Below are 6,509 nucleotides of genomic sequence, written 5' to 3'. Positions count from 1 at the left end.
TCATTAATCTTTCTGCACACTTCTCTCTAATCTCTTTACATACTTGTCATTAATCTTTCTGCACACTTCTCTCTAATCTCTTTACATACTTGTCATTAATCTTTCTGCACACTTCTCTCTAATTCCTCGCTTCTTAACATAAAAGGGACTGCCGCCTCAGACATAATCTATATAATACGCAGGTTAATACAACATTTCCTGACTTCCTACTATATAAATAATGCTTCGTGCTACAGCCCCTTTTAGCGACTTACTATGCAGCTATAATCTTGACAATGATAATAACTCCAAGGTACAGAACCATACTGATATAGGCAATTCTGTCTCTCTTTTCATATTTTAAAGGCTTCATCTTTGTCCTACCCTCTGAACCGTGATAACATCTTGCTTCCATAGCCATTGCAAGCTCATTGGCTCTTCTGAAGGCTGACACAAATAACGGAACAAGTATTGGAACCATTGCTTTGGCTCTCTTTATAAGACTTCCATTCTCAAAATCCGCACCTCTTGCCATCTGTGCTTTCATAATCTTATCAGTTTCTTCTATAAGTATTGGTATGAATCTTAATGCTATCGACATCATCATCGCTATCTCGTGAACTGGTACCTTGATAACTTTAAGAAATCCAAGCCCCTTCTCAAGACCGTCTGTTAAGTTATTAGGCGTTGTAGTAAGTGTCATCAATGATGTGCCTACAATAAGATATATAAGCCTTACAACCATAAATATAGCCATTTTAAGACCCTGATAAGTTATTGTCAGCTTCCATATCTGTATAAGCACGTCTCCCGGTGTCAGAAACAGGTTAAACACCGCACTTATAATAATCAGTATTACTATTGATTTAAGTCCTCTAACCATAAATTTGAGAGGAATTCTGGACATTTTAATAACTACCGCCAATGCTACCGTGACAACAGCATATATCCATATATTCATTCCCATAAACAACGAAATTATAAAGATAAGAGTACCCATAAGCTTAACTCTTGGGTCTAATCTGTGAATGACAGAATCAGCTTTATAATATTGTCCAATTGTTATATCTCTAATCATACAATCTCCATTCCTGCCTGTTAATATTACCGCTACGCCTTTGCATTACGCTTAAAATGTGACAGAATACTTTCTTTTGCTTCCGCAATTGTTATTGCATCTGGATTTACATTTATTCCAGCCCTTATAAGGTCATTCATTATATAAGTAACCTGTGGTGCTGCAAGTCCTATCTGCTCTAACTGTCTGTAATGTCTGAATACATTTTGTGGTGTATCATCATATTTTAATACGCCATCATCCATAACCATAATTCTGTCAACATATTTGGCTACATCTTCCATACTGTGAGATACCAGGATTACAGTAATTCCAGTTTCTTCCCTTAAGTATTTAAGGCAGTCTAAAATGTCATCCCTTCCCTTAGGGTCAAGTCCTGCTGTTGGTTCGTCTAATATAAGAACCTCCGGCTTCATAGCAAGCACGCCGGCTATTGCAACTCTCCTCTTCTGTCCGCCTGACAAATCAAATGGCGACTGATAATAAAGGTTCTCATCAAGCCCAACAAGTCTTAAGCTCTCAAAGGCTCTAAGCTCGTATTCCTGTCTTGATAAACCTAAATTCTTAGGTCCAAAGCACACATCTTTAAATATGTCTGTTTCAAAAAGCTGGTGTTCCGGATACTGGAATACCAGTCCGACCTTGCTCCTTAATTCTTTCATATTAAATCCAGCATCATATATATCTTGTCCATTAAAATATATATGTCCCTCTGTCGCCTTAAGCAGCCCATTAAGGTGCTGGATAAATGTGGACTTACCAGAACCCGTATGTCCTATAAGACCTACAAATTCTCCGTCATTAATTGCACACGACACATTGTCCAGAGCTCGTCTTTCAAAGCCTGTTCCTGCTTCGTATACATAACTGATTTTATCAACAATTATTGACATTGCACTCTCCATTCTAATGTACATTCTGCCCACTGGCAGTAACATCATTTTTATTTATCCAGTCTTTTTAATTCTTCCACTAATTCTTCATTTCTTATTATGCCATCTTTAATAGGAAGACCTGCCTTTTTTAATTCATAAGCAAGTTCCGTCACTTGTGGCACATCGAGCCTCATACTCTTTAACATCTCAACCTGTGTGAATATCTGCCTTGGAGTTCCGTCCATTACAAGCTTTCCACCATCCATTACATACACATAATCTGCATCTATTACTTCTTCCATATAATGCGTTATAAGTATTATAGTAACATTTTCTTTCCTGTTAAGCTCATGAAGAACATTTAATACTTCTTTTCTTCCAAGAGGGTCAAGCATTGCTGTAGGCTCGTCTAACACGATACATTTAGGCTTCATAGCTACTATGCCTGCTATTGCGACACGTTGTTTCTGTCCACCTGAAAGCTTATTAGGAGAAGCATTACGAAACTGATACATTCCAACCGCCTTAAGGCTTTTTTCTACTCTTTCCCATATTTCTTCTGTTGGAATTCCTATATTCTCTGGTCCAAATCCTACCTCTTCATCTACAAGTGTACCAACTATCTGATTATCCGGATTCTGAAATACCATTCCTGCTGTCTGTCTTATTGAAAGTGTATTGCCGCTGTCTTTAGTATCCATTCCATCGACATACACTGTTCCCTCTGTCGGCATAACAAGGGCATTAAGATGCTTGGCAAATGTTGATTTGCCTGAACCATTATGTCCAAGCACTGCAACAAAATCTCCTGCTTTAATATCTATATTTACATTATCAACTGCTGTAGTTATCCCCTCAACATTACCCTCTTCATCTCGTCTTATATATTCAAATGTCAAATTCTTCGCTTCTACTATTCCCATAACAGTCTCCTGTTCCAGTATTCCAGACATTTCCGGACATACTTGCTGATATTATATCTTCACAGTTAATTTCCCTGTAATGATACATTTTTATTCTTTCTTTCAAATAATTGCATATTACTATATAACTTTATAAAAATCAATTTTATATACTAAATTCATTGAAATAACGTGAAAAAATACAAAACTTTCTAATATGTAATTCAACCTTAAAAAAGCGGATATGAGTTACCCCATATCCGCTAATAATACGCAATGATGTAATTATACTAATTCAAGAAGAACTTCCATTGCTGCATCACCTTTTCTTAAGCCAATCTTAACGATTCTTGTGTAGCCACCCTTACGGTCAGCATACTTAGGTGCGATTTCGTCAAATAACTTATTAGTAAGGTCAACAGTCTTAGTATTCTTCTTCTTTCCAGCAGCATCAGCAGGAACTTCTGTTACCTTGTAAAGAACCTTATCCATCTGCTTTCTAGCGTGAAGCTTTGAAGGGAGATCCTTCTTGATTTCCTTCTCTACTGTTTCATATACAGTAACCTTCTTGCCATCAACAACTTCCTTAACTCTCTTGCCATCAGCATCCTTCTTTGCAACCTTAGCAGATACTGTAACTGTTTCGTAGTTGTCCTTTTCCTTAACTGCAAGTGTAATAAGCTTTTCAGCCTGCTTACGAACTTCCTTAGCTCTTGCTTCTGTTGTAACAATCTTACCATTCTCGATTAAAGCTGTTACCTGGCTTCTTAATAAAGCCTTTCTCTGGCTTGATGTTCTACCAAGCTTTCTATACTTTGCCATTGATTTAACCTCCATTTGTAACGTCTATACACGCGCATATGGTCTTACTGTATAGATGTTTTTTCTACAAACTCTAATATTACGCTTTAATTTTTAGTCTTCACTAGATCTAAGATGTAAATTTAACTGCTTAAGCTTTAAAAGCACCTCATCTAAAGACTTCTTACCAAGGTTTCTAACCTTAATCATATCATCTGGTGTCTTATTGCAGAGTTCTTCAACAGTGTTGATACCTGCTCTTCTAAGACAGTTAGATGAACGAACTGATAATTCAAGGTCTTCAATACTCATTGAAAGAACCTTAGTTGACTCATCAACCTGCTGTTCAACCATAATCTCTGCGTTAGCAGCATTCTCTGAAAGGTTAATGAAGCCCTTAAGATGCTCACTAAGAACCTTAGCTGCAAGGCTTAATGCCTCATCTGGAGCTATTGTTCCATTAGTAAATATATCAAGTGTAAGCTTGTCAAAATCTGTATCCTGACCTACTCGTGTATTCTGAACAGCCATATTAACTCTCTCTACTGGTGTGTAGATTGAATCTACAGCGATAACGCCAACTGGCTGGTCTTCTTTTTTATTTCTTTCTGAACTTACATAACCACGTCCGTTAGTGATTGTAAGTTCCATAATTAACTTGCTGTCTGCACCATTAAGATGTGCAATAACAAGATCTGGGTTAATAATCTCTATATCAGGGTCTACCTGAATATCAGATGCTCTAACTACACCCTCGCCTACGAACTCAATATGAGCTTCCTTAGGCTCAACGGAATTACCATTGTTCTTGATTGATAACTGCTTGATGTTCATCACTATCTCAGTAACATCTTCCTTAACACCAGGAATTGAGCTGAATTCATGAAGAACGCCCTCAATCTTGATACTGCTTACTGCTGTACCAACTAATGAAGAAAGCATAATTCTTCTTAAAGAATTACCAAGAGTAAGTCCATAACCTCTTTCGAGCGGTTCAACGACAAATCTACCATACTTTCCATCTTCTGACTGCTCAGTCATCTCAATCTTTGGCATCTTGAAATTAAAATCTGCATCAACCATGTATAGCCCCTCCTTTTATGGGTTTTAATAAGTTTATTCCTTCTATCCATAAGACAACAGAACGCATATATAGCATTCTGTTGTCTTATATAAACGTATCTGTCCACAAGCAACCTGCAAACTGAAACGTCTAAACATTTAATTAATGGATTACTTAGAATATAACTCGACGATAAGCATCTCGTTTACAGGAACGTCAATAGCTTCTCTTGTAGGTAATGACTTAACAGTACCCTTAAGTGCTTCCTTGTCAGACTCTAACCACTCTGGAACTAATCTTCCGTTAGTAGCTTCAAGTACTTCCTTGTATCTAGCACAAGACTTTGACTTTTCTCTGATTTCAATAACATCTCCAGCCTTAACTAAGTATGAAGGGATGTTTACACACTTGCCATTAACAAGTACATGCTTGTGGTCTACGATCTGTCTTGCTTCTTTTCTTGTTCTAGCAAAACCTAATCTGAAGATAACATTATCAAGTCTGAGTTCAAGAGTAATCATAAGGTTCTCACCAGTCATACCCTTCTGCTTCTCAGCCTTCTTATAATAATTTCTGAAAGGCTTCTCTAATACGCCATAGATGAACTTAGCCTTCTGCTTTTCGCGAAGCTGTAATCCGTATTCGCTGATCTTTCTTCCAGCATTCTTAGCCTTTCTTCTAGACTTCTTATCTATTCCTAAATATAAAGGATCTAAATCAAGAGATCTACATCTCTTGAGCACAGGTGTTCTATTAACTGCCATTGTAATCTTACCTCCCTAAATTAAACTCTTCTACGCTTTGGTGGACGACAACCGTTATGTGGAACTGGTGTAACATCCTTAATACTTGTAACTTCGAGACCACAAGCTGAAAGGGCACGAATAGCTGCCTCTCTACCTGAACCTGGTCCCTTAACCATAACGTCTACAGACTTTAATCCGTGAACTAAAGCAGCCTTTGTTGCTGTCTCTGCTGCCATCTGTGCTGCATATGGAGTAGACTTCTTAGATCCTCTGAATCCGAGTCCACCTGCTGATGCCCAAGATAAAGCATTACCTTCTGCATCTGTTAAAGTAACGATTGTATTATTGAAAGATGACTGAATATGTGCCTGTCCTCTTTCAACGTTCTTCTTAACACGCTTCTTTGTCACTTTTTTTGTAACTTTCTGAGCCATGATAAATAACCTCCTGTGAGTTTAACAATTTAACAATTATTATTTCTTCTTATTAGCTACTGTCTTCTTAGGTCCCTTGCAAGTTCTTGCATTAGTCTTAGTCTTCTGACCTCTAACTGGAAGACCCTTTCTATGACGAATTCCTCTATAACATCCGATTTCCTTTAATCTCTTGATGTTCATGGCAACTTCTCTTCTTAAGTCACCTTCTACTAAATGCTCTGGATCTGCATCTATAACTTTAGCGATCTTTGCAACTTCTTCATCTGTTAAATCCTTAACACGAGTATCTGGATTAACACCAGCCTCTGCAAGAATCTTAGTTGCTCTAACTCGTCCAATACCATAAACATAAGTAAGTCCGATTTCGATACGTTTTTCTCTTGGTAAGTCTACACCTGAAATACGAGCCATGTGTTCTTTAACCTCCGTTAATCAAATATATATGTTATTAATAAATTACCGTGTAGTGATTATACATACGCAGCCCGTCAGTTGCCTGCCGTCTGAAATGTGTGCGTTGCCATAACAACTACTATATAAAATAGCAATGTCCACCTTACAACTTAGCCGGGTGGTTCATCGCTGCAGCCGCAAAACTACATTGTCTGTCTATCATAGTGATTAATAG

8 protein-coding genes are annotated in these 6,509 nt (G+C 37.6%); all 8 read right to left on the bottom strand.

Going from position 1 to position 6,509, the window contains the following annotated elements:
* Positions 1-253: 253 nt before the first annotated feature.
* Positions 254-1,057 (bottom strand): energy-coupling factor transporter transmembrane component T, encoded by an 804-nt coding sequence (locus WMO42_RS09715; protein ID WP_055177156.1) that lies wholly within the window; start codon positions 1,055-1,057, stop codon positions 254-256.
* Positions 1,058-1,089: 32 nt separating this feature from the next.
* Complete coding sequence (locus WMO42_RS09710) at positions 1,090-1,950, bottom strand: energy-coupling factor transporter ATPase (protein ID WP_116444198.1); 861 nt, start codon at positions 1,948-1,950, stop codon at positions 1,090-1,092.
* A 50-nt stretch (positions 1,951-2,000) separates the two neighbouring features.
* Positions 2,001-2,855, bottom strand: coding sequence for an energy-coupling factor transporter ATPase (locus WMO42_RS09705; RefSeq protein ID WP_349192169.1), 855 nt, complete (start codon positions 2,853-2,855; stop codon positions 2,001-2,003).
* A gap of 264 nt (positions 2,856-3,119) precedes the next feature.
* Positions 3,120-3,656: a L17 family ribosomal protein gene (locus WMO42_RS09700; protein ID WP_022501122.1), complete on the bottom strand. Its 537-nt coding sequence runs from the start codon at positions 3,654-3,656 to the stop codon at positions 3,120-3,122.
* Positions 3,657-3,749: 93 nt separating this feature from the next.
* The gene (locus WMO42_RS09695; protein WP_022501123.1) at positions 3,750-4,718 is read right to left on the bottom strand and encodes a DNA-directed RNA polymerase subunit alpha; all 969 of its coding nucleotides are present in this window, start codon (positions 4,716-4,718) and stop codon (positions 3,750-3,752) included.
* A gap of 150 nt (positions 4,719-4,868) precedes the next feature.
* Positions 4,869-5,462: a 30S ribosomal protein S4 gene (rpsD, locus tag WMO42_RS09690; RefSeq protein ID WP_022501124.1), complete on the bottom strand. Its 594-nt coding sequence runs from the start codon at positions 5,460-5,462 to the stop codon at positions 4,869-4,871.
* 20 nt (positions 5,463-5,482) lie between these two features.
* Positions 5,483-5,878: a 30S ribosomal protein S11 gene (gene rpsK, locus WMO42_RS09685; RefSeq protein ID WP_022432687.1), complete on the bottom strand. Its 396-nt coding sequence runs from the start codon at positions 5,876-5,878 to the stop codon at positions 5,483-5,485.
* Positions 5,879-5,917: 39 nt separating this feature from the next.
* Positions 5,918-6,292, bottom strand: coding sequence for a 30S ribosomal protein S13 (gene rpsM / locus WMO42_RS09680; protein WP_022204422.1), 375 nt, complete (start codon positions 6,290-6,292; stop codon positions 5,918-5,920).
* Between the last annotated feature and the right edge of the window lie 217 nt (positions 6,293-6,509).

The sequence above is a fragment of the Lachnospira sp. CLA-JM-H23 genome, assembly GCF_040096425.1.
Lineage (GTDB): Bacteria > Bacillota > Clostridia > Lachnospirales > Lachnospiraceae > Lachnospira > Lachnospira rogosae.
Note: the sequence above shows the minus strand (reverse complement) of the source record. Positions and strands in the feature narration are given on the sequence as shown.